The 22,903-nt window shown below is 44.3% G+C and carries 16 protein-coding genes and 1 pseudogene; 5 read left to right on the top strand and 12 right to left on the bottom strand.

Going from position 1 to position 22,903, the window contains the following annotated elements; genetic code table 11:
* Positions 1-39: 39 nt before the first annotated feature.
* From ubiB to prlC, 5 genes are all read right to left on the bottom strand, one after another.
* Positions 40-1,668: a ubiquinone biosynthesis regulatory protein kinase UbiB gene (gene ubiB / locus BAE46_RS02450; protein ID WP_006007408.1), complete on the bottom strand. Its 1,629-nt coding sequence runs from the start codon at positions 1,666-1,668 to the stop codon at positions 40-42.
* The gene (locus tag BAE46_RS02455) at positions 1,665-2,354 is read right to left on the bottom strand and encodes a ubiquinone biosynthesis accessory factor UbiJ (RefSeq protein WP_006007410.1); all 690 of its coding nucleotides are present in this window, start codon (positions 2,352-2,354) and stop codon (positions 1,665-1,667) included. Before BAE46_RS02455 ends, ubiB begins: the two co-directional genes overlap by 4 nt.
* Positions 2,354-3,133: a bifunctional demethylmenaquinone methyltransferase/2-methoxy-6-polyprenyl-1,4-benzoquinol methylase UbiE gene (ubiE, locus tag BAE46_RS02460; RefSeq protein WP_006007411.1), complete on the bottom strand. Its 780-nt coding sequence runs from the start codon at positions 3,131-3,133 to the stop codon at positions 2,354-2,356. Before ubiE ends, BAE46_RS02455 begins: the two co-directional genes overlap by 1 nt.
* 138 nt (positions 3,134-3,271) lie before the next feature.
* Positions 3,272-3,967, bottom strand: coding sequence for a DNA-3-methyladenine glycosylase I (locus tag BAE46_RS02465; protein WP_006007412.1), 696 nt, complete (start codon positions 3,965-3,967; stop codon positions 3,272-3,274).
* A gap of 2 nt (positions 3,968-3,969) precedes the next feature.
* Entirely contained in the window at positions 3,970-6,042 is a 2,073-nt protein-coding gene (prlC, locus tag BAE46_RS02470) for an oligopeptidase A (protein ID WP_070111677.1), read from the bottom strand.
* A gap of 332 nt (positions 6,043-6,374) precedes the next feature.
* Between prlC and gorA the strand changes: the two genes are divergently transcribed.
* Positions 6,375-7,733, top strand: a complete 1,359-nt coding sequence (gene gorA, locus BAE46_RS02475) for a glutathione-disulfide reductase (RefSeq protein WP_006007416.1) — start codon at positions 6,375-6,377, stop codon at positions 7,731-7,733.
* A gap of 73 nt (positions 7,734-7,806) precedes the next feature.
* Here the strand turns inward: gorA and BAE46_RS02480 are convergent, their stop codons facing one another.
* Together BAE46_RS02480 and BAE46_RS02485 are read right to left on the bottom strand one after the other, a co-directional pair.
* Entirely contained in the window at positions 7,807-9,006 is a 1,200-nt protein-coding gene (locus BAE46_RS02480) for a serine hydrolase domain-containing protein (protein ID WP_006007418.1), read from the bottom strand.
* Positions 9,007-9,267: 261 nt separating this feature from the next.
* Positions 9,268-11,877 (bottom strand): TonB-dependent receptor, encoded by a 2,610-nt coding sequence (locus BAE46_RS02485; protein WP_006007420.1) that lies wholly within the window; start codon positions 11,875-11,877, stop codon positions 9,268-9,270.
* 295 nt (positions 11,878-12,172) lie between these two features.
* Between BAE46_RS02485 and rapA the strand changes: the two genes are divergently transcribed.
* On the top strand, positions 12,173-15,001 hold the full coding sequence (gene rapA / locus BAE46_RS02490) for an RNA polymerase-associated protein RapA (RefSeq protein WP_070111678.1): 2,829 nt from the start codon (positions 12,173-12,175) through the stop codon (positions 14,999-15,001).
* A gap of 29 nt (positions 15,002-15,030) precedes the next feature.
* Entirely contained in the window at positions 15,031-15,678 is a 648-nt protein-coding gene (locus BAE46_RS02495; protein ID WP_006007424.1) for a pseudouridine synthase, read from the top strand.
* Between the two features lie 34 nt (positions 15,679-15,712).
* On the opposite strand, the gene BAE46_RS02500 is transcribed toward BAE46_RS02495, so the two are convergent.
* From BAE46_RS02500 to BAE46_RS02520, 5 genes and pseudogenes are all read right to left on the bottom strand, one after another.
* On the bottom strand, positions 15,713-15,931 hold the full coding sequence (locus BAE46_RS02500; protein ID WP_006007426.1) for a hypothetical protein: 219 nt from the start codon (positions 15,929-15,931) through the stop codon (positions 15,713-15,715).
* A 12-nt stretch (positions 15,932-15,943) separates the two neighbouring features.
* On the bottom strand, positions 15,944-16,951 hold the full coding sequence (locus BAE46_RS02505; protein ID WP_070111679.1) for a GGDEF domain-containing response regulator: 1,008 nt from the start codon (positions 16,949-16,951) through the stop codon (positions 15,944-15,946).
* 411 nt (positions 16,952-17,362) lie between these two features.
* Positions 17,363-17,470 (bottom strand): annotated as a pseudogene (locus BAE46_RS15170) (catalase); the annotation flags it as partial.
* A gap of 91 nt (positions 17,471-17,561) precedes the next feature.
* Complete coding sequence (locus BAE46_RS02515; protein ID WP_006007433.1) at positions 17,562-18,818, bottom strand: Y-family DNA polymerase; 1,257 nt, start codon at positions 18,816-18,818, stop codon at positions 17,562-17,564.
* The gene (locus BAE46_RS02520) at positions 18,818-19,219 is read right to left on the bottom strand and encodes a LexA family protein (RefSeq protein ID WP_006007434.1); all 402 of its coding nucleotides are present in this window, start codon (positions 19,217-19,219) and stop codon (positions 18,818-18,820) included. Before BAE46_RS02520 ends, BAE46_RS02515 begins: the two co-directional genes overlap by 1 nt.
* 424 nt (positions 19,220-19,643) lie before the next feature.
* Here BAE46_RS02520 and BAE46_RS02525 point away from each other — a divergent pair, with 424 nt between their 5' ends.
* Positions 19,644-20,081 (top strand): host attachment protein, encoded by a 438-nt coding sequence (locus tag BAE46_RS02525; protein ID WP_006007435.1) that lies wholly within the window; start codon positions 19,644-19,646, stop codon positions 20,079-20,081.
* Positions 20,082-20,186: 105 nt separating this feature from the next.
* Positions 20,187-22,898, top strand: coding sequence for an aconitate hydratase AcnA (gene acnA / locus BAE46_RS02530; RefSeq protein WP_070111680.1), 2,712 nt, complete (start codon positions 20,187-20,189; stop codon positions 22,896-22,898).
* Positions 22,899-22,903: the final 5 nt, after the last annotated feature.

A 22,903-nucleotide genomic window follows, 5' to 3' on the forward strand; every position in this document is an offset into this window, starting at 1 on the left:
AAGGCCTCCTTACCTCAAGAAGGCTGACACGCAGGTGTTTTACTCTAATCGTTTAAATGAGAAATACCATGCAAACAGTGCCACCAACGCACTACCACAGCTTAATAACCAATGCTGCTCAAACACGTATAATACCGCCGCTGCAATAGAAAAAGTAACGGCCACTTTGCCTAACATTCGTGCCTTTTGAATATTCACATGAAGCGCCAAACTAGCCAAGTGCTGCTTTTCAGCCTGTATGGGCATCTGTTTAATCTGCCGTAGAGTGTCATATAGCAAATCAGGCATTTCTGGCAGCTTTTCAGACCAAAAAGGTAGGTTTTCTTTGAGTTGATTATATAAGGCCTGTGGGCCAATTTGATCTTTCATCCATTTTTCTAGAAAAGGTTTCGCCGTTTTCCATAAATCCAACTGTGGATATAGCGTGCGGCCTAATCCTTCAACATATAGCAGTGTTTTTTGCAGTAAAACTAACTGTGGTTGTACGGTCATATTAAAACGCTGAGCGGTCGTAAAAAGTTGTAATAACACGTTACCAAACGAAATTTCGGCCAGCGGTTTTTGAAAGATAGGTTCACATACGGTTCGAATCGCCATTTCAAAATCATCAATATCGGTGTCGGCAGGCACCCAGCCTGAATCAATATGAAGCTCTGCTACTTTGCGATAATTACGGTTAAAAAATGCAATAAAGTTCTCAGCCAAATAGCGCTTATCTTGTTTATTTAAGGTCCCTACTATGCCGTAATCAATGCCTATATATTTCGGGTTTTCAGGATGCTCAAACGACACAAAAATATTACCTGGGTGCATGTCAGCATGGAAAAAACTGTCGCGAAACACCTGAGTAAAAAAGACCTCCACGCCACGCTCTGCCAATACTTTTAGATTTGTATTTTGTGCACGTAGGGTGTCTATTTCGGATACTGGAATGCCATAAATACGCTCCATCACAATCACATTAATGCGGCAGTGTTCGCTGTATACGTAAGGCACATAGAGGCTGTCAGAATTTTTAAAGCTGCGCCTCACCTGTATGGCGTTAGCAGCTTCACGCAGCAGATCAAGCTCATCTAAAATAGTACGCTTATATTCTTTTACCACTTCTACAGGGCGCAGTCGTTTACCATTTGGTAGCCAGTCTTGCACAAGTTGCGCAATAGAGATTAACAAATCTACATCGGCTTCAATAGTTTGCTTAATATTTGGCCTTAACACCTTAACAACAACGTCTTTGTTATCTCCCTTTAATTTAGCGCTGTGCACCTGCGCAACCGACGCCGAAGCCAATGGGACATGTTCAAACTCACTAAAAAGCTCGTTAAGATCCTTCAGATCTAATGCTTTTCTAATTATTTCCTTGGCCTCGTTAGAGTCAAATGGGGGCACCTTATCTTGTAAACGAGTGAGTTCAGTTACCATCTCGTCGGGTAATAAATCGCGGCGTGTTGACAACATTTGTCCAAACTTGACGAATACCGGACCCAATTCTTGTAAGGCTAGCCGTAGACGCTTGCCTTGGGACTCGCCTTTGTGTCGATTTGGCCACCAAAAAAGCCCTTTACGCGCAATTTTGAAATACCATGGGCGAAAACGCTTAGGAACCAGATCGTCTAAACCATGGGTGAGCAACACACCGCCAATTTGCAGGAAACGGCCGTATCTCATGTTGACTTACCTTGCTTAACATTCATTTTTATTTTCAATTTCACTTCCATTAATGCAAGCCTTGCTTCAAAGCGATCAAAGTCTGCGCGAAGAGCATTCACTTCATCGTTGAAGTTCATTACTATTATGGGCCTTACCCCAATGGGCTTTTCATCGAGTGCTGCATCGGCCAAGGTGACAGAAAGTATAGAAAGCTGCTGCCCAATAGACGCTACCAATTTTTTACCCGATGAATTAAACTGATAAGCAGCAGCATCGCCGACATAAGCTGACATCACTTCCTCGACATCTATATCAAGTTTATCAAATAGGCGACTGACGCCCTGCAAGATCCCAAGATCGCCAGAAAAATCTAACTTGCCTGATTTGATTAGTTTGGTCATTTGATTATTTTGCTTAAGCTTGTCGAGGGCAAAAAATGAAATACTCACCCAGCATTCATTATCATATAAGGCACTAGGGCCGTTATCGTCTGGAAGGCTAGTATAAAGACTGTCGGTGTCGGATGACACACTTATGTAGCGGTCATTGAAGCTAAAAATTAACGCCGACTCTAGCTCTTGTATATAAATAATGCAGGTTTTATCAGCCAAAGGTTTAAGCAATCCCACGCTATTAGATGACCATTTTAATGCTTTGTTTACCCCAGCTTCTAAGGCGGCGCTTACCATTTGCGGCGCAGCCATCAGAACTTATATCCTCGGTGTAGCGCAACAATACCGCCGGTCAAATTATGATAGCTGGTTTGCTCGAAACCCACGTCTTTCATCATTTGTTCAAGGCTATCTTGGTCAGGATGCATGCGAATAGATTCCGCTAAATAGCGATAGCTTTCAGCGTCATTAGCCACTAACTTTCCTATTTTCGGTAATAAATAGAATGAGTAGGCATCGTACACTTTACTCAAGGCCTCAGTGCTTGGTTTTGAAAACTCAAGCACGAGCAAGCGCCCACCAGGTTTTAATACTCTGAACATAGAGGCTAAAGCTTTGGATTTATCAGTAACGTTACGCAAGCCAAATGCAATGGTAATTAAATCGAAATGGTGGTTTGGAAAAGGCAATTTCTCAGCGTTCGCCTGCACATAATGTACATTGCCTACAATGCCTTTATTGAGCAGTTTTTCTTTGCCTACGTTTAGCATTGAATGGTTTATGTCTGCAAGTACAACCTCTCCGCTTGGTCCGACCATCTTGCTAAACTTAGCCGCTAAATCACCTGTACCACCGGCTAAATCTAGCACTTTTTGGCCGCTGCGCACGCCTGAGCAGTCTATAGTATAGCGCTTCCAAAAACGATGAATACCTAATGACATTAAGTCGTTCATTACATCGTATTTAGCCGCTACAGAGTGAAAAACATCAGCCACCATATCGGCTTTTTTAGCCTTGTCTACTTTAGTAAAGCCAAAATCAGCAGTGGCGCTTTCATTATCAGACGTGTTTTTTTGCTTTTTGTTAGACATAAAGGCCTTACATAACTATTAATCTTGGCTACGATATTAGCGTAAAGCGGCGGTAACTGATAGTCGATTGCTGTTTTCGCGCATGTATTTATGGATGTTTTATGCTGTAGGTGTAGCGATTTCTTACCTTACTATACCTTAGTCGCTTGGAGCATGATTATCGCCAACACTCATAGACACAATTTGACTGATTTCTTGCAGTGAGCGTCCCGACTGCTGCTGCCACTCGTTGAACTGCTGCTGTATTGCAAGCAGGCTACGCTTTGATCGCGATGAACCGGTAATAATATCATGCGCAACAAAATAGCCTTCTATGTCGCGGCTGATTAAAAAGGTATCTTTACCTAAGAACCTCAGTGCGTAAGGACCTGTATTGCCGCCAAGACGGGCACCATTTTCCTTTAAAAACGCCCAAAGCCCAATAATATCGGTGCTGTCCCACTCAGCCACAAAACGCGCAAATGAACCGTGGCTTTGCTGCACGCTTTTGATCATCAGAGCATTGTCGCGGATAGTCCGTACTTTGTTTAAATTACGGATGATGTCGGGGTTTGTTGCCTTTTTTTCTAGCATTTCGTCAGGCATCAATAGCACTTTCTCAATATTAAAGGCAAAAAAATCCCGTTCAAAATTAGGCCATTTTTGCCTCACTACGCGCCACACAAAACCCGACTGAAACACTTTTTTGGTGAATTCAGATAAAAACCTGTCATCCCCAATACTAGCCACTTCTTGATTTAGTAAGGGCACAGCAACAAGTGATTCAAGCAGGTAATCGCCGCCCTTGCGTTTGGCGGCACGGATATAGATGCGACTAAATTTTTCTACTGACATCGCTATGCCTGCATTATGCCAGAGTGTCTTATCAGTGCGTCGGTATTAGGCTCACGTCCTCTAAATGCAGTAAATAGTTCCATAGGCTCTTTTGAACCACCCTGCTCTAGCACATTATTAAGGAAGTCTTGGCCAGTTTGCGGGTTGAATATACCTTCTTCTTCAAAGCGCGAAAACGCATCTGCTGATAATACTTCGGCCCATTTGTAGCTGTAATAGCCAGCGGCATAGCCTCCTGCGAAAATATGTCCGAAACTATTTTGAAAGCGGTTAAAAGCAGGCGGCACAGTCACCGACACTTTTACTCTAACCTCGTTTAAAAGAGACTGCACCGATTGATCTTGGCCTAGTCCTTGATGCAGCTTCATGTCAAACAAACTAAATTCTAACTGTCTTACCATTTGCATAGCAGACTGAAAGTTTCGGGCCGCTAACATTTTGTCGAGTAAGTCTTGCGGCAAAGGGTCGTAGCTTTCATAGTGACCTGAAATAAATGCCAAGGCATCAGGCTGCCAGCACCAGTTTTCTAAAAACTGACTGGGGAGTTCAACGGCGTCCCACGCTACGCCATGAATACCCGCTACGGCGCTAACATCGACCTGCGTTAGCATATGGTGTATACCATGGCCAAATTCATGGAACAAAGTAATGACTTCGTCGTGAGTGAACAGCGCGGGTTTACTACCCACGGGGCCAGAAAAGTTACACGTTAAATAGGCAACAGGAGTTTGCAATTCCCCGTTTAGTTTGTGTCTTCGTCCTGCACAAACGTCCATCCACGCGCCACCGCGTTTTTTTGCACGCGCGTACAGATCTAAATAAAACGAACCTCGCAGGCGTCCTATACTATCGTGAATTTCAAAAAACCGTACGTCTTTGTGCCATGTGTCTACGTTTGTAATTTCGCTGACTTCCACGCCAAATAAGCGCGACACCACTTGAAACAGTCCGCTAAGGACCTTTTGCTCTGGAAAGTAAGGACGCAATTCTTCATCAGAAACAGAATATTTTGCTTGCTTTAACTTTTCTCCATAATAGGCGAAGTCCCAAGCTTCAAGCTGACTAGCGCCAAATTCGGCCGTCGCAAATTCTGCTAGTTCTTTTTTCTCTTGTTTGGCCTGTGGTAAGGATTTAGCCGCAAGATCTTCTAAAAAGTGCTTAACTTGAGCAGTGTCTTGTGCCATTTTTGTGGCTAACGAATAATCAGCATAGCTGTTAAACCCAAGCAATTGCGCAAGACTGTGGCGCAGCGATAAGGTTTCATCAATGATCTGTGCATTGTCAAACTGCCCTGCTTCGCCGTCAATGCTCTTGCCGTCTTGGTCAGAAGCACGGGTGACAAAAGCACGATACATTTCTTGCCTAAGTTGAGCATTGTCGCAGTACATCATTACCGGTAAGTAACTAGGGATATCAAGGGTGAATAAGTATCCTCGCAAGTCTTTTTCATGGGCAGCCTGCGCCGCTGCGTCTAGCGCGCTTTGCGGTAATCCAGCAAGTTCTTGTTCATCACTCACATGTTTACTAAAAGCAAGGCTTGAATCCATCACGTTATTTGAGAACTGCGATGCAAGTTCCGACAGCCTAGCGCTAATAGTGGCATATTGTTTTTTCTTATCAACAGGCAGCGCAACACCCGATAGTTCAAAGTCACGCACCGCGTTTGTCACAACTTTTTGTCGCGCAACTGACAAGGTCTCGAATTCTTGCGACTCTGCTAAGGCTTTATACAGGTCACATAAACCTTGATGCTGGCCCACAAAAGTAGAGTATTCAGACAACAGGGGCAAGCAAGCATCGTGGGCTGCACGCAGGGCGTCACTGCTAAGCACTGAATTCATATGACTTATTGGGGAAAACAATTTACTCAGCGTGTCATCGGCTTCTTCTAGCTTTGAGACAACGTTAACAAAGGACACCTCGGCTTTAGCGACAGATTCTGCAATAATTTCCTTACAGTGCGAGATTGAATGCCTAACTTGCTCTGCAACTTCACTAGGGTCAATGGCAGAGAATACAGGGTTGTTTGATAAATCGCTAAGGGCTTGATCACTAGATATTTGCTTAATATTCATAAAGGGGCATGCTCTTTTGGTGTTAGATGAGATCAAGTGTTGGGGTATATAATGAAAATTCAACACTGGATTAAACCTGAGTTTACTCTACTATTGTGACTATTGTCTTGGTGGAAGTGGCCCCAAAGTATCAATTAGTATGCTTACCAATACGCTTTATGGCAAATAAAAGTACAAGCAAAACTTGAATTATATATCCTTGCCAACATAGTGTTTGTATGGCAGAAAAAAGTTATTTAGATTATCACTAATCATTTTTTGCAGACTTCTATCTACATTACGGATATTAAGCCTAGCACCACTATTTATTTTCACTACTAAATTGGGATTTTATGACAGATTCAAACACACATTTTGATTACATTTGTATTGGCGGCGGCAGCGGCGGTATTGCATCAGCCAACAGAGCGTCTCGCTACGGCAAAAAAGTCGCCATAATTGAAGCAAAACTGGTGGGCGGCACGTGTGTAAACGTCGGCTGTGTGCCCAAAAAAGCAATGTGGTATGGCGCCCAAGTTGCAGAAGCCATTCACAAATATTCTGCAGATTATGGCTTTGACATTACGGTTAATAAATTCAGTTGGGAAAAGTTGGTAGAAAGCCGTGAGGCCTACATTTCACGTATTCACAAATCGTATGAACGCGTGTTTATGAACAATGGCGTAACCGTCATTAAAGGTTTTGCAAAGTTCATCGACAACAATACCCTTGACGTTGATGGCGTAGTTTACACCGCCGATCATATTAATATTGCCACCGGCGGGCGCCCAATTAAGCCAGCAGTGCCTGGGGCCGATCTTGGCATAGATTCTGATGGCTTTTTTGCTTTAGCACATCAGCCAAAAAGAGTTGTAGTGGTGGGCGCAGGATATATTGCGGTTGAGCTTGCCGGCGTTTTACACTCTTTAGGCACACAGACACACTTAGTGGTGCGCAAAGAAAAACCCTTACGCAGTTTTGATGACATGTTATCAGATACAATCACCGAATTGATGCAAGAAGATGGCATTAAGTTGCACGCACACACACAAGTTGAAAAGGTAGAAAAGCGTGACGACAATACGCTTGAAGTGCATTTGGTCAACGGCACCATGTTAGAAGCCGATGTATTAATTTGGGCAATAGGCCGCGAACCCGCTAACAACACAATTGACATTGAAAACACCAGCGTAAAACTTGATGAGCGCGGCTACATAAAAGTAGATAAATTTCAAAATACTAGCGCCGACAACATTTATGCAGTGGGTGACAACATTGGTAAAATTGACTTAACCCCTGTAGCCGTAAAAGCTGGCCGCTTGCTATCTGAAAGGTTGTTTAATAATAAAACCGATGCCCACATGGACTATGATTTAATTCCCACCGTGGTATTTAGTCATCCTACCATCGGCACTATAGGCTTAACTGAGGCCCAAGCGCGTGAAAAGTATGGCGACGACTTAACCATATACAACTCTAGCTTTGGCGCAATGTATACCGCGCTTACCGCTCATCGTCAAGTCACTAAAATGAAACTAATATGCGCAGGTAGCGAAGAAAAAGTGGTAGGTTTGCACGGTATTGGCTACGCCATGGATGAGATTTTACAAGGCTTTGGCGTTGCGATGAAAATGGGCGCTACCAAAGCAGACTTTGACGCCTGCGTAGCTATTCACCCGACGTCAGCAGAAGAGCTTGTGACAATGTCTTAAGCGTTTTTGGGCACACCAAAGTCAGGCGCTTTGCACTTACGCGCCTGACTGCACTATAGGGTAAGATTTTAAATTATAGCTGCTGTTCTATAGTGTATTGTACTTTATCGATAAATTCGAAGCGTTTGGCGTTTAGTTCACTGTCACTCGCGTTTAACCAGTTTCCATTAAACGCTATCACTAATTCCCTTTTGGGATCGACAAAAATAGTTTGTCCAAAGATACCTCTTGCAGTGAAGCTGCCGTCATCAAAAGTCCACCACTGATAACCATATCCACTTCCTTCAATGCCAATACTAATTTGCGTGGAAGTGGCATCTGCTAACCATCCGTCGGGTAGCACAGACACACCATTAATCTTACCGCCTTGCGCTATAAATAATCCGTAACGAGCATAATCACGCAAACTAACTTGCATGCAGCAACCTGATATTTCGTTACCATCGGGGCCTAACAGCCAGCTTGCTTTGTCTGCCATACCAAAAGGCTGCCATATTTTTTCAGTCAGATAATCAGAAATATTACGCCCTGTGGCTTGCGCCACTAAAATACCTATTAAATTAGTCTCACCGGTAGAATAGTGCCACTGTTCCCCTGCAGGATGCGCTCTTTTTAAAGTGCGCATGTAGCTGACAATGGTAGGAAGGCCATCATTTGCTTGATGAAAATTAAATTTCGCTACGTCAGAATCAGGCTCAGTATAACTTTCGTTCCACGCTACGCCTGAGGTCATCGTTAACAGTTGCAAAATACTGACATCATCGTAAACGGAACCTTTTAGGCCGTCGATGTAGGTAGAGACGCTATCATCAAGACTGTCAATATCACCGTCTTTCAAGGCAATGCCAACCAGAGTAGAGGTAAACGATTTTGCCACTGAAAAACTGGTCCAGCGTTTTTCAGGTGAATGCCCAATACCATAGCGTTCATAGCGAATTTGACCTTTATGCAAGATTAGCGCACCTGACAGACGCTGCTCTTCAAAAAACGCATCCATATCAACCTTGAGGTTTAAAGGCATTCCCTTGGGAAGTTCTTTTACATTGCCACTTGGTATAATAGTGCGTGATTTAACCATGAACGACAGTTCGTCTAGCACTTTGAAACCAGCGTCTCGCTGTTGCTGATCCCAAAAAAGTATATTGGTGTCTTTAGGTGGGTTTAAGGCCAATACCCGCCAATCTGGGCCAATAGCCCATAAAAAGACAGCGGCTGCAAAAAAACATCCTGAAACAACCACCCCACCCCATATAACACCCGTTTTAATTCGCAATTGTCCCTCTCCTGTGCTAGCACAGCGTTATTTTTTATTATGTTACTTCACTAACCCGGGTTTATCCAAAAGTATCGCTTTGTAAGTGTGAAGCTATGTATGCTTATTATTATGCCTCAACCCCTTAGCCTATGCATCAAAGCCATCTAAATTATTGAGCCTGCTAATAATGGGAAAACACAAACAGACAGACGTAAAAAAACCGCCGGTTGAGGCGGTTTTTTATGTCTAATTGCTAAGTACGCAACAATAAACTAGCGCTTAAAACGTCAATCTTAGCCCTAATTCTACCGAGCGTCCTTGCATAGGCGCTAAGTCCTTTAGGAAGGAAGTATGCACCCTAGCTTCCTCGTCAAGCAGGTTACGTCCACGTAGAAATATTTCAGTATCCATATCGCGTATATTTGTAAAATATGAAGCATTCATGCTTACCAAGGTATACGCATCCGTTTCACTTTCTAACGCTGCCACTTTAGTTTGTGAGAACATGTGTGTCACTTGAGCGTTTAGGCTCAAATCATTAGTTTTATAATCAACGCTTAGAATTGTTTTAATCGGTGGAATGCGGGGCAAGTTACCTGTTTCACTTTGCTTTATTTTGGCGCGAATATAATCTGCTTGAGCCATAAAGCTTAGGTTGTTCGTCACGTTATAGCTTAGCTGAACTTCAGCACCGTATAAATCAGCGTCGGCGGTTAGGTATGCGTACACTGGTAGACCTTCATCCTCATGTGCACCGCCATGTTCGTCCTCATAGCCATGCTCCGCGACCTCTTCACCGCTATGCTCATTGTGTGAATCGCCTTCACCGTGCTCACCATCTGCATGTTCAAATTCAGCCATAAAGCCAGTATTTGCAGCGTAATAATAGTTGTCTATTTGATTGTAGAAAAGGTTAAATACCGCACCAAAATTACCCCCAAATTTACGCCAAGATAAGTCGATATTATTAGATTTTTCCATCCTTGGCGTACTACCTTCAAACTCAAACCCGTCTTCGTGAAGCGCATACAATGCGCCTATTTCATAGGTTTGAGTGCCTATATGTGGACCAAAAGAAAATAGTTCAGCGCTTGAAGGTGCTCGCTGTGCATGCACAAATGAAGCCGCTAGGTTATATCCTTTGGCGATGTCCCATACAACACCGGCTGACACTGATATAGGCGTAAAATCTAAACTGACAGGATCAATTTCGCCGCTGTGCGCAGCATTGTCCTGATCTGATGAATGTTCGTCATGATGCTCATCGTGACCTTCGTCGCTATATCCATCGCTATGTCCGTCGCTATGTCCTTCAGAGTACGACTCATCGTGTAATTCAAGTTCAGGCGCAAACACGCGAGGCACGTTTAGGGATACTTTTTCGATACGTCCGCCAAGCTGCACCAGAAAATCACCAAAGTGTTTTTCTTCAATAAGTCCTAAGCCGAAAGACTTGGTGTCTGAGGGCGGGCTAAATGCCTCAGCACCCACGGCAGCAAAATCAGACATTTTGGTGTGTAGACTTATCCCCCCACGCCAGCCAGCGAGAGGCTGGTGTAAAATTTCGATGCGTGTTTCAAACAACTCGTTAGAAAAGGACGTCCCAGGTACCCTATTTTCAATTTCAGTATGCTGATAATCGGTGTAAGCAAGACCAAAATTTACCGCGCTTATCATAGGCGTGCTTAATTGAAATTCACCGGCAATCTGATATCTATTTTGCTGCAGGTCTGCCTGCACAATTTCATCGCCTTCAACTTCCATATGCTCACTGTCATGACTGTCGTCACTTTCATCCTCATGCGCATGACCGGGTATGCCGTAAACACTCGACAAATGCTCGATTGAAAACCCAACGTGTCCGGTATCAAATAAATAACTGCTGCCAAGGGTAATGCCTTTTGTTCTTGCGGCGGTGTTCTTCACCACCCCAAAGTCACCCTCTTGGCTATGTGAATCAGCGTCATGTTCGCCTTCTTCATCGTGCGCGAGGTCATGACCCTTGTCTTTGTCATCATGAGCGTCTTCACTCTCAGCAAAACCCGGTATACGATAATCGCTACTGTCGCGATAAAAACCTAAGACCTGAAATGCAATATTGTCAAAACCGGTTTTGTATTCGCCGCTAAACGCTTGCTCAGCATTATTGCTGTTACGCGATACCGCAAACTTTCCTTCGCTTAAATTATTGTCGGGTATTCGCGTATCAACCATATTCACCACACCGCCAATGGCGCCGCTGCCATAAAACAAGGTTGCGGGACCTCTTAACACCTCTATTTGCTGCACGGTTGAGGACTCCGTTGACACTAAATGGTCAGGGCCAATTCTTGAAGCGTCAGCAGCGTCCATGCCGTTTTGAGTAATGAGTACTCTTGGGCCATCAAGACCACGGACAATAGGAGAGCTTGTTACGCCACCATAATAGGTAGAATGAACGCCCACGAGGTTTTTAAGTGTTTCGCCAAGCGTTGCAGCCTGCTGTTGCTTTAACTTCTCGCCCGCTAAAATGCTCACAGGTGCCGCCGACTCTATATTTGAGGCGTGAAATGCACTGGCCTTAACGTCAAATATTTCAATACTGGCGTTATCAACGACAATGTTAACCGTGGAGGTCTGATTAGCCACTACCGCGACTTTTTCACTCGAATGAATATGGTTTATGGATGCAACGTGCAGTTCAACTTTGCCGGGTTTAACGCCGGTAAACTCAAAACGACCTTGAGCATCAATCGGGGTGCGCTTATTAGTGCCCATAATTTGCACAAAGCCCTGAGTGAGGACAAGACCATCTTCGTCCTTAATTTGACCCGATATTGTATTGGCGAAAGCATTAAAAGAGCTTGCGACCGAAAAAGCGATTAGAGATAATGCGGCTGTTTTTTTCATTTATGTCCCACTGTTTACGAATGTTATAATATATCATATTATGAATGTTATAATATAACAAAATTTGTAAAGATCAAGTGCAAACTTAACTTTTTTCAGGACTCAACAGGTTCACACTATGTGAGACAAAATATATATTTTGCAATAAAGATGAGTATAGAGTCTTGTGCTTGGTAGTTCACTGTTCAACTCAAGGCAGTTTAGCCATTGACAAAGTATCCACATAAAAAGCTGACATTACCCCCGCATAAGGTTTACAATTGTAGCCATTAACTTTGCAAACAAATCGGTAGCAATGAGCGAAATTCAGTCATTCCATATAGGTCAGCGCTTCATCAGTAACAGTGAAGCGGTGTTAGGTTTAGGGGTGGTAATGTCTACTGACATCCGCGCCGTTAGAATATTTTTCCCCGCGGTAGGTGAAGAGCGTACTTATGCTAAATCCAACGCTCATGTGACGCGTCTAGTATTAGGTGTGGGTGAAAAGGTGAAGCATATAGATGGTTTTGAAATTACCATCAACGAAGTCATTGAACAAGACCACTTGCTCACCTACATTGGCCTGCGCGGCGATACTAGCGAGATTGCGCACGTGGTTGAAGTTGCCTTAGATCCTCAAGTGAAACTCAACCAACCCGAAAAACGTTTGTTTCATGGACAGTTTGACGATCCAAATTGGTTTGAAACGCGCTACCGATGCTGGCTGCAGCAAAATGAATTCGCAAATTCAGGCGTTGTAGGCCTTGTGGGTGCGCGCGTTGAACTAATTGCCCATCAAATCCATATTGCAAACCAAGTGGGCAATCGTTACGCCCCCAGAGTATTACTGGCCGATGAAGTGGGCTTAGGTAAAACCATTGAAGCTGCGTTAATCATTCATATGCAAATAATCACCGGCCGAGCTCAACGCGTACTCATTGTGGTGCCTGACTCATTGGTCCATCAATGGCTGGTAGAAATGCTGCGCAAGGTCAATTTAGCTTTTTCGGTATTTGACGATGAGCGCATTGAAGCGGTGAAAGAAAGCGGTGAAAATCCCTTTGACCAAGAGCAGTTAGTGCTATGTAGTCAAAATTTTATATGTCAAACGAAAGTGCTTGAGCAAGCGTGTGCGACATCTTGGGATATTCTAGTGGTAGATGAGGCCCATCATTTGCACTGGGCAGAAAATCAAGTGTCTACGCAATATTCGGCCATAGAACAGCTCAGTAAAATTGCCACCTCTGTTTTGTTGCTTACCGCAACACCCGACCAGCTTGGCCATCAAAGCCACTTTGCGCGCTTGCGTTTACTTGACCCTGCGCGTTTTTACGACTACGAAGAATTTTTAAAACAGGAGCAAAGCTACAGCGAGTTAGCACAAGCCGTTACGCCCTTAATAGAAGATCGAGCGCCAACCAACACTGAAATATCAGTTTTGAAAGTGGTCGTGCCGAATGTCGATTTACACGAATTTGACTTAAACAGCAGTCACGATCGCGCTCAATTAGTTAGCAGAATGGTGGATCAACATGGTACGGGACGTTTGCTATTTAGAAACCGCCGTGCGGCCATTAAAGGATTCCCGCAAAGAATTACCCATGCGGTAAAACTAAGGCTGCCAAAAGAATATGCATTAAGCCTGCTAGAACAAGACGACATTCCCCACGCCCTGCACCCAGAGCGCACCCTTATGCTAGACGACGCTTGGCCTAGCTACGATCCACGCGTGACCTTTTTGATTGAGTGGCTAGAAGCTAACAATGAAGAAAAGGTCTTAGTTATATGCGCCCATGCCAGCACTGCTTTACAAATAGCCGAGTACATGCGCGCAAAAACAAGCATTCGCCATACGGTATTTCACGAAAGAATGAGCATTATTGAACGCGACAAAGCTGCTCACTTTTTCTCTGAAAATGAAAAAGGCGCACAGGTTATGCTGTGCAGCGAAATTGGCAGCGAAGGCCGTAACTTTCAGTTTTCACGGCATTTAGTGTTGTTTGATTTACCCCTAAACCCTGACTTATTAGAGCAGCGGATTGGTCGTCTTGACCGCATTGGGCAGAAAAACGATATCAATTTGCACATTCCTTATTTTGAAAATACCGCGCAAGAAGTGCTGTTTAAATGGTATCAAGAAGGCTTAGGCGCATTTGATGCAACTTGCCCTGTTGGCAGCGACGTATACAAACGCTTAGAAAGCGATTTGCATCACGCACTTGCTACCCCAAGTGATATAGAAAACTGGCAAGATGTGGTTGCCCAAGGCCACCAGCTTACCCAAATGCTAAAACGCCAAGTGGAAGAAGGCCGCGACCGCCTGCTAGAAATAAACGCCAAGGGCAACAGCGCCAGTGAAGAAGTGCTTGAAAATATCGTGTATGCAGAAAACCCCGTATCGATGCTGAAGTTTATGACGCGACTCTTTGACAGCTTAGGCATTGTGCAAGAAGAAAAAGACGCCCACAGTTTTATTTTGCGCCAAAATGAAAATACACTATTTCCCATTAGCGGCATTTCTGATGAAGGTTTAGAAGTTACCTACAAGCGTGAAACGGCCACCCAACGCGAGCATCTTACCTTTATTACGCCTGACAGTGCGCTGGTAAGCCAGTGCATCGATTCAGTATTGAGCGACGTCATGGGCAAAAGCAGTTTGTGCTTTGTCAATAAACCTGACACCTCCGTAGGCGCCTATTGGATAGAAATAATTGCCGTGTTAAATCCGTCAGCCCCACCGGCGCTGCAGCTTTATAGATACTTACCGGCCACGCCCACTAGAGTATGCTTAGACGCCAAATTGACAGTGTGCAATGACGAATTCACCAACATATTTAAAGTTAAGCCGAAAATGGCAAATCAGTTAATCACGGCTTTGGCCACACCGATTGCGCAAACTATTACAGCGGCTTTAAAAGTGGCTAGCGCAGAGTTGGCCAACGTCAAAAAAGCGGCCTTAATCAACATGGAATATGAGCTAGGCGAGGAAATTAACAGACTAAGCGAGCTCAAAATAAACAACCCTTCTATTCGCCAAGAAGAAATTGATTTCTTGGTGAAGCAAAAGCAACAACTGCTTAAAACAATCCAAGACGCTGAGCCCATTTTAGACAGTGTGCGAGTGGTCGTTAATAACCCTAAATAAGCAGCCCTAACCGCATGAGAAGACCGTTAATGGCATACGACCCACCCCAAACTCCGGTGTTTGAGGTGGTTTATAAAGACGAACACCTTATTGTGTTTAACAAACCAAGCGAGCTGCTAACAGTGCCGGGCAAACATGCCGTGCACAAAGATTCGCTGCAGCTAAGGGTGCAGCGAGTGTGGCCAAGTGCCACCATTGTGCACAGATTAGATATGGCCACGTCTGGCCTGCTTATAATGGCGCTTGATAAACCATCGCACCGACATATTTCTAAACAGTTCGAAACACGTCAAGTAGGTAAAACTTACTACGCCAGAGTATTAGGATTGCCTCCACAAACATCGGGCACTATTGAGCTGCCGCTCGTATGCGATTGGCCCAACAGACCTATGCAAATGGTCGATTGGGAGAATGGAAAACCCGCGTGTACACACTGGGAGCTCGTTAGTAGTGACGAGGTATCTAGCCTGCTTAAACTGACGCCTATTACTGGGCGCTCGCATCAACTGCGTGTACACATGTTATCTATGGGACATGCTATTTTGGGCGACAGGCTGTATGCAAGCGATGAAGGCAAAGCACTGTCTTCCCGCTTATGTTTACATGCCTTTAATATTAGCTTTATGCATCCTGTAACGGGCAACGCTTTATACTTTGAGACGCCCTACCTCTTTTAAGCTTATTATTTTAGTTTTTAGGCCGATAATTGTTTTAATCTGATTCATCATTTTTTATTCGTTGCTCTGTCAGCAAATTTTCACAAACTTTGCATTGCTCTAAAATTACCGAAAAAGCATGTTTTATTTGTTGATCGCTCGCTTTATCACCGACTAAGATCTTGCCTAGCTCCGCGTGCAGCGAAATGCTGTTTAATGGATTTCTAACATCGTGAATAAACTTGTTTAGCGGCTGTGGGTCATCATCTTTCATAATTCTGTCCACCTATAAATCTTGTTCAATTGCATCATTAACGCCTGCATGATACACGCAGTTCTTACCCATAAACTTAGCCTTACACAGATTGTAGTCGGACTTTTTTACAAAATCTTCAAGGCTAGTTTCGTGGCGAACATTGGGCTGAGTCTTTATAGTGGCTAGGCCAATACTAAAGGTCACTATTTTATGCTCTTTGTTGCCAGCGTGGTCTATATTTAGTTTACGTATGTTACACAGCAGCTTGTTTGCTATAATCAGGGCGCCTGCACTGTCGGTGTTGGGTAAAATCATGGCAAACTCCTCTCCGCTATATCTACCAACAATATCGGCTCCTGTGTGTTGCACCAGCATGATGGTGCGAGCAACCTGCTTTAAACACTGAGCACTCTTAGCATGTCCGTAAATATCGTGAAAAGATTTAAAATCATCAATGTCTATCATAAGTAACGACAATGCATGACCATGCCTAGTGGCAGACGCATAGTGCTGATGTAGCATAATGTCGAGTTGTCTGCGGTTTGATGTTCCGGTCAGCCCGTCAATGCGTGACAAAAGCTCTAACTTTTTACGATAACAAGCCAATTTCATATGGTTTTTAACTCGCGCACGCAAAATAGGTAAATTCACTGGCTTAGAAACGTAGTCTACTGCCCCAAGTGATAAGCCTTTTGCCTCTTCTGCTTGGCTACCCGCGGCAGTAACAAAAATAATGGGTATATGCGCTGTTATCGGATTGTTTTTTAACGCAGCGCAAGTGTCGTAGCCGTTTACAATTGGCATGTCAATATCGAGCAAAATAAGCGCTATATCTTCACGCGTAGCACAGTTAATCGCATCTTTTGCATTGTCGTGCAAAATCACTCGGTACTGTGATGAAAATAATGCGTTCATTGCATCTAGATTACTGCGATAGTCGTCTACCACTAGCAATGTTTGCTTAGTTACCTCGCTATTTTCATAGAGTGGATCATTATTCCACTGCAAATGAGCGCCAGACAAATCGATATCCGCCAATGTAAATCCTCCGAAATAATCAGCGACTCACTAGTAGTCGCTATTATGACCCTTTACAGCCACCGTCATAAGTGGAAGTTAGCAGAAAAAGTGCCAACTCAACATTATTTCGCTAAAACCTTGATTAAGGTCGTTATTACTAAGCGAGCTTTGACTTAAGGCTTTAAGCTAAACGCCAGTGTATGTAAATTGGCAACGCTTTGTGTAGTCTTTACAATTTTAATTTTACCCAAAACATACACGATTGTGCTAGCCACAGCGAAATATATAAACAATTTAGTGGCCCAGTTACTCATAGCGAGTTGTGATGAAGTCGACTTGGATCAATTAAAGATTCTCGTTGCTGATGACAATGAAGATGCAGCCGATGGGCTATCCCTCATCTTGAAGATGAAAGAATGCCATCATACCTCATTGTTTTATGGAACATTCTAAAGGCTTAATTGATCCAGAATGGCAATGTGCAGCAGTGCCTTTAGCATGCACAATGCGCTCAGGAATACGATCATGGTTGAAATGGTTTGTTTTATCTCAACATGCAATATTATAAAAGCGTTGGAATAGTGCATATTAAGCAAGTTTTTTGTACCCGTATTACTACCGTTTCAGCTTAACAGGTGAATTTTGGAATATCGCTCCACTTGGTTGTATATTCAGGCGACAGATACTTCCTATTCATTTGCCATCTTTTGTCGCTTATTCCTTGGCTGGCCACTTTTAAAGAATGGTTTCCAAACTTAGCATTTATGGCGTCAAGGCATGACATGAGCGCTGAGTCTTTGTCGTTACTTGAAAATAAATCACACTGCATAATAGCCTCGGGTTCAATTTCTATCGCGCCTATGCTGCATTTTAAAAACGACACACCTTCGCAGTAAATCTCTGCCATAGCCGAAATAGCCGCGCCAACGAGCTTTCTGTCGTCGTTAGTAGGTGTAACAAACTGGCGCACTACGTTACGTTTGTAATGATTGGGCTGCATCGGCGAAGACTGCGCTGACACGCTTATTTTCCGTGTTACCGAGCCTTGTTGCCTGAGCTTACGACCCACGCGTTGCGCGTGAAAAGAAATCGCTTCGTTTAAAATTTCTAGCTTGTCTACTCGCTCGCCAAACGAGCGAGAAGCAAACACCTGCTGTTTATCGGCTTTTACGTCGTTCCAACTAAAACACACCGTGCCGTTCAATTCTCTAACCGTACGCTCTAATTCTACCGAGAACGCTTTTCGAATTTGCGCGGGCGGATATTGCGCTAATTCCAGCGCGCTATAAATCCCCATCTTATGTAAGCGCGCCGCTATTCGTTTGCCTACGCCCCATACATCGGAACACTGCATATTGCTTAGCACATAGTGCACTTGCTCAGGACTGTCTAATACCGCAATGCCATTGAACTTATCAAAACGTTTGCCAGCGAAACTGGCCGCTTTTGCCAGCGTTGGCGTGTTCGCCATACCTACACCCACCGGAATGCGCGTTTCTAGCCATACGGTATGCTTTATGTCTTGAGCGATATCAAACCACGCGGTTGAGCTTGAATGCTGGTTACTGAATTTTAAAAAGGCTTCATCCACAGAATACACATGCTGCTGTGCGTATCGGCCAGTGACTTCAAAAACACGCCTTGAGAGATCAGCATACAAGGCGTAGTTAGACGATCTTATTATTGCTCCCGCCTCGTGCAGCAGGTCCTTTACTTGAAAATACGGACTAAAACTTTTGATGCCTAAGCGCTTAGCAGAGGCTGACATGGCGCAAATGCAGCCGTCGTTATTTGTCAGCACAACCACCGGCTTGCCCCTAATGGTGGGATCGAACACCTCTTCGGCCGACGCGTAAAACGAATTGGCATCTACAAGAGCATACATTAGCGGCCTCGCGATAGTTTTCTGTGCAAGCGAACCGACGATATAACAATGCCTTCTTCTTGATAATCATCATCAGGCATCAGTAAATATATCTTTCTTTCGGGACACGCCGAAATCAACATGCGATTTTCTCGGTCAATGCTTTTGCAAATAAATTCACCGTTTAAGGTTGCTACCACAATATCAAAATTAGATCTTGGCGCTGCTCTATCTACGATTAATAGGTCGCCGTTAAATATGCCAAATCCAGTCATAGAGTGACCGCGGGCTTGGCCAATAAAGGTGGCGCTGTTACGCTGAATGAGCAACTCATCTAGGCTCAAGGCAACATCGATGTACTCATTAGCAGGACTCTCGAAACCCGTTATGCCCGCTTGTATTGTTTGTCGTGAAATTTTCATAGCTCTTGATACTGTTTATACGTACAGTAGTATCCCATGGTTTTTTATTCAGATCCAGCGTTCAAATACAATGCTGCAAGTGTTGACCTGTAAATACAAATTGGCTTGAATTTTGAATACAACAGTACAGTACGGCATAAAAACTAACTGAATCGAGATTAAAGAAGAAGGATTAACATGTCCAATAAAACCACTGTTGACGCTGTTGCAAAGATCTCCAGCGCGAAACCACATTGATCTCACACAAACTATGCGTGGAAAAATACTGTAACAAGATTACACATCCATTGAAAAATTTACGGGCCTACCGTGAACACATTATTGATTTCACAGTTCGTGCCAGAAGTCGATGTTTACAACGAAAATTAATGATTATCGGCAACATTCCGTTTTTAAAAACCCACCATCTTAGTAGGAGACTATAATGAATAAAGAATCTTGGTTATTAGTAGCAAACGGTTCACAAGCCACTATTTATAAGTACATAGCCGACGGCGCTTCTTTACAAGAAATTGTTGGGGTGGCCAACGGCGCGCGCCGCTTAAAAGATGAAGACCTAGTGACTGACCGGCCCGGCACGGTCGCGCCCGGCGGCGGTATGCATGGGCAAAGCTCACTTACTCAAGAGGTAAGTCCTACCGACAAAGCGAAGCAAGATTTTGCCAAAGACGTGGTAGAACATTTGGAAGATGCACGCAGACAAGACAAACTTCATGCGGTAGATATTATTGCCGCGCCCGAAATGTTGGGGCTAATGCGTGATAGTATGAACAGTAACTTACTGAAGCTTATTGACAAAACGGTTAGTAAAGACGGTAGCGAAAAATCGATTGATGAACTTTTGAAATTAATTAATAAATAGGGCAACTGTGATGTTCTGGCATTATCTAATACGCTTCAACTGCTGGTCATTAGGCATCAACTTTATAGGCCATTGTTCACATGCAAGACGACCAAGGAGAATAAAGTGACTTCAGCTAACAAACATATATCCACGCTAACGGTGCAAGGAAAAGAGTATCAGTACTATGACCTTTCATCACTTCAGGTAAACACTAAACGACTGCCGCTAACGGCTAAAATTTTACTTGAAAACCTGCTGCGTCATAGCGCTGAGCAGTATGTGCAAAGTGAAGATATTGACGCCCTTGCAAAATGGGATACAAGCGCAAAATCTGACACCGAGATTGCCTTCGTTCCTGCTCGAGTTGTTCTTCAAGACTTTACTGGCGTGCCTGCGGTTGTGGACTTAGCGGCGATGCGAAATGCGATGCTTGAGTTAGGCGGCGATCCAAATAAAATCAACCCGCTTAAGCCCGTGGATTTAGTGATTGATCATTCAATTATGGTAGATGAATTCGGCCAGCCCGACTCATTCAAACACAACACCAAGATTGAAGTTGAACGCAATAAAGAACGCTATCAGTTTTTAAAATGGGGCCAAAGCGCGTTTGACAACTTCAAAGTAGTACCACCGGGAAAAGGCATCGTTCACCAAATCAATTTAGAATACTTAGCGCGTGTGACCTTTGTTGATGAGCAACACGATACTCCTATGCTGTATCCCGATACGCTAGTGGGCACTGACTCACATACCACAATGATTAATGGCTTAGGCGTACTTGGTTGGGGCGTAGGCGGCATTGAGGCAGAGGCCGCCATGCTGGGTCAACCTGTCACTATGCTTATTCCCGAGGTGGTTGGCATGCAATTAACCGGTAAGCTACCCGCGGGCGCAACCGCCACAGATTTAGTGCTGGCGGTAACCGAGCAACTGCGCGCATTTGGCGTAGTGGGTAAGTTTGTTGAGTTTTATGGTGATGGTATACCGCATTTAACAGTAGCTGATCGTGCAACATTGGCCAACATGTCGCCGGAATATGGCGCAACATGCGGCCTGTTTCCAATTGATGAACAAACCACTAAGTATTTGATCTTAACCGGTCGCAGCGAGCAGCAAATCGCTGTTATTGAAGCCTATTCTAAAGCACAAGGCATGTGGGGCCGTGAATCACAAGAGAATGCCCAGTATCATGACACACTTTCTTTGGACCTCAATAAAGTCGTGCCTGCTATTGCCGGCCCTAAACGTCCGCAAGACAGAATAGATTTAGACCAAGCCGCAGGCGCGTTTACAAAATGGATTAGTGATCAAAACGATCTCGCGATTGCGCCACTTGATGCGCAAAAAGAACGCTTTGATGCAGAGGGCGGGGCTGAGAATATTGGTGCCAAAACCAGTGCTCCCTGTCAACTCAATGATCAAGATTTTGACCTTGATGAAGGCGCGGTCGTTATTGCCGCCATTACTAGCTGCACGAATACTTCAAATCCGTCGGTGCTGGTAGCCGCGGCTTTGCTTGCACAAAAAGCAAATGCATTAGGCTTAACCGTCAAGCCATGGGTAAAAACAAGTTTTGCGCCCGGCTCGCAGGTGGTAACTGAATACTTAAACAAAGCAGGATTGTCTAAAGAATTAGATGCATTAGGTTTCAACCTAGTGGGCTATGGCTGTACTACTTGTATCGGTAACTCAGGCCCGCTTCCCGAGGCCGTGTCAAAAGCCATTAAAGACAGTGATTTAACCGTTACATCGGTACTGTCGGGTAACCGTAACTTCGAAGGTAGGATTCATTCTGAGGTGAAAGCAAATTACTTAGCCTCACCGCCGCTGGTAGTGGCTTATGCGCTAGCGGGTAATATGAAAATTGATATTACGACTGAGTCACTTGGCACTAGCAAGGATGGCAAACCCGTCTATCTAAAAGACTTATGGCCAAGTCAGCAAGAAATTGAAGATATTGTGAGCCGCGTAGTCAACAAGTCTATGTTTACTGAAAAATACGGCAGCATTTACGACGGCGGTGATATTTGGGAAAACCTTGAGACGGTTGACGCCAATATTTACGATTGGCCCGACAGCACGTATGTTAAAAAACCCACGTTTTTTGACAATATGCCCGCAGAGCCTGAGGCAATCAAAGACATAAAGAACGCCCGTTGCTTGCTGAAACTAGCCGACAGCGTGACCACTGACCACATTTCACCTGCCGGTTCAATTGGCGCAGATACTCCAGCAGCCGAATATTTGCGCGACAATAACGTTGAGCAAAAAGACTTCAACTCTTATGGCTCTAGGCGCGGTAACCATGAAGTCATGATGCGCGGGACCTTTGCCAACGTGCGCCTTAAAAACGAACTAGCACCTGGCACTGAAGGCGGCTTTACGCGCAAGCAGCCAGAAAATGAAGAAATGACGGTATTTAAAGCATCGCAGCAATACATTGAAGCCAACATTCCAACCATCGTCATTGCTGGAAAGGAATACGGCACCGGCAGCTCTCGTGACTGGGCAGCTAAAGGCCCTTTATTGCTAGGCATAAAAGCGGTTATCGCTGAAACCTATGAGCGAATTCACCGTTCAAACTTAATTGGCATGGGCATTTTGCCGCTCCAGTTTACGCACGGTGAAAGCGCACAAACCTATAAACTTGACGGCACTGAAGAGTTTTCAATAAAAGCGATTGAAGCAGGCCAAAAGCGGGTACAAGTAGAGCTTAAACGAAGCAATGGCGGCACCGTTAGTTTTGACACTGACATTCGCATCGATACGCCTAATGAGTTTGAATATTTCCGCCACGGCGGGATCTTGCAGTACGTCATTCGCTCAATGCTTTAGAACCA

The sequence above is a fragment of the Glaciecola punicea genome, from assembly GCF_001756615.1.
GTDB classification, from domain to species: Bacteria; Pseudomonadota; Gammaproteobacteria; order Enterobacterales; family Alteromonadaceae; genus Glaciecola; species Glaciecola punicea.

Bases quoted from the DNA above. Each gene is read 5' to 3' on its own strand.
- ubiB (WP_006007408.1), bottom strand. From the start codon at position 1,668: ATGAGATACGGCCGTTTCCTGCAAATTGGCGGTGTGTTGCTCACCCAT.
- BAE46_RS02455 (WP_006007410.1), bottom strand. From the start codon at position 2,354: ATGGCTGCGCCGCAAATGGTAAGCGCCGCCTTAGAAGCTGGGGTAAAC.
- ubiE (WP_006007411.1), bottom strand. From the start codon at position 3,133: ATGTCTAACAAAAAGCAAAAAAACACGTCTGATAATGAAAGCGCCACT.
- BAE46_RS02465 (WP_006007412.1), bottom strand. From the start codon at position 3,967: ATGTCAGTAGAAAAATTTAGTCGCATCTATATCCGTGCCGCCAAACGC.
- prlC (WP_070111677.1), bottom strand. From the start codon at position 6,042: ATGAATATTAAGCAAATATCTAGTGATCAAGCCCTTAGCGATTTATCA.
- gorA (WP_006007416.1), top strand. From the start codon at position 6,375: ATGACAGATTCAAACACACATTTTGATTACATTTGTATTGGCGGCGGC.
- BAE46_RS02485 (WP_006007420.1), bottom strand. From the start codon at position 11,877: ATGAAAAAAACAGCCGCATTATCTCTAATCGCTTTTTCGGTCGCAAGC.
- rapA (WP_070111678.1), top strand. From the start codon at position 12,173: ATGAGCGAAATTCAGTCATTCCATATAGGTCAGCGCTTCATCAGTAAC.
- BAE46_RS02495 (WP_006007424.1), top strand. From the start codon at position 15,031: ATGGCATACGACCCACCCCAAACTCCGGTGTTTGAGGTGGTTTATAAA.
- BAE46_RS02500 (WP_006007426.1), bottom strand. From the start codon at position 15,931: ATGAAAGATGATGACCCACAGCCGCTAAACAAGTTTATTCACGATGTT.
- BAE46_RS02515 (WP_006007433.1), bottom strand. From the start codon at position 18,818: ATGTATGCTCTTGTAGATGCCAATTCGTTTTACGCGTCGGCCGAAGAG.
- BAE46_RS02520 (WP_006007434.1), bottom strand. From the start codon at position 19,219: ATGAAAATTTCACGACAAACAATACAAGCGGGCATAACGGGTTTCGAG.
- BAE46_RS02525 (WP_006007435.1), top strand. From the start codon at position 19,644: ATGAATAAAGAATCTTGGTTATTAGTAGCAAACGGTTCACAAGCCACT.